Source organism: Erwinia sp. V71 (assembly GCF_965644245.1).
Taxonomy (GTDB): Bacteria; Pseudomonadota; Gammaproteobacteria; order Enterobacterales; family Enterobacteriaceae; genus Erwinia.
Map to the genome: position 1 here is coordinate 1 of NZ_CBFFRK010000264.1, position 874 is coordinate 874.

Consider the following 874-nt stretch of genomic DNA (forward strand, 5'->3'; position numbering starts at 1 on the left):
TTCAGGCAACCGTCTGTGGTGTTTGCAGAGCTAAGATTGGCGGCTTAGCGTTGCACTTCGGAGTTGAATCCGCCACTGATATTTCTCTATATCGTTGATTTTGTGATCGTCATGATCCATCGCAAAACGCCGTCAGAAGGGCTGCTGACGCTGGCGATTTTTCTCAACATGCTGACGCTGGTTGCATATATCATCAGTTATCACATTTCCTGTGGAAAATTTAAGCAACGGGAAAGCAAAAAGCTGAATGTTTTTTTTCTGCGCGGGAAAAAAGGGCGGCTGCACGGAATCATTAAGAGCGCACGTTGTTCGCTGCTCCTTTTCTTTATCGCCATGCTGATGATGCTGGTGGAGGCCAATCGCGGCACCGGATTCATATTTGTGATAGCGTGCGTGTTTATCTGCATGACGATTGCTGAATATTATTTCTTCCATCAGCGGCAAATCAGTGAGGCAAACCGGGCACGCAGCTGGAAGCTGCTGGTGCTCTGTTTCACCGGCTGTCTGTTTTTTGCCAATATGTTTTCGTCGCAGTTTATCCTTGAAGCTTTCGATATCGAACCCGCCAGGCTGACATTTACCCGCTGGTCATTTTCACTGATTATTATGCTGTGCCTGATTTCGATGGTGACCTATTTTGTACAACTGCTATGGGGTGCATTTTTTCCGGTTGTCCGGCGCAGTCGTCGTAAGGCGATGATGGCGCTGTATGACAGTATGTCGGTCACCAGCCTGCTGTTTTCCCTGTCGTTGTTTATGCTGGTGCTAACCTGGTGGTCGCCACTGGGGAATACGTTAATGGCGGATTCAAGTTCGAAGTGCAACGCTAAGCCGCCTGTCTTAACTCTGCAAAGACCACTGAAGGCTGCCGGAA

1 protein-coding gene is annotated in these 874 nt (G+C 48.6%); it reads left to right on the plus strand.

Annotation, left to right across the window (positions count from 1 at the left end; translation table 11 throughout):
• Nucleotides 1-111: 111 nt before the first annotated feature.
• A partial coding sequence (locus tag ACSZO1_RS22545) for a hypothetical protein (RefSeq protein ID WP_437616622.1) occupies nt 112-874 on the plus strand: 763 nt, incomplete at its 3' end.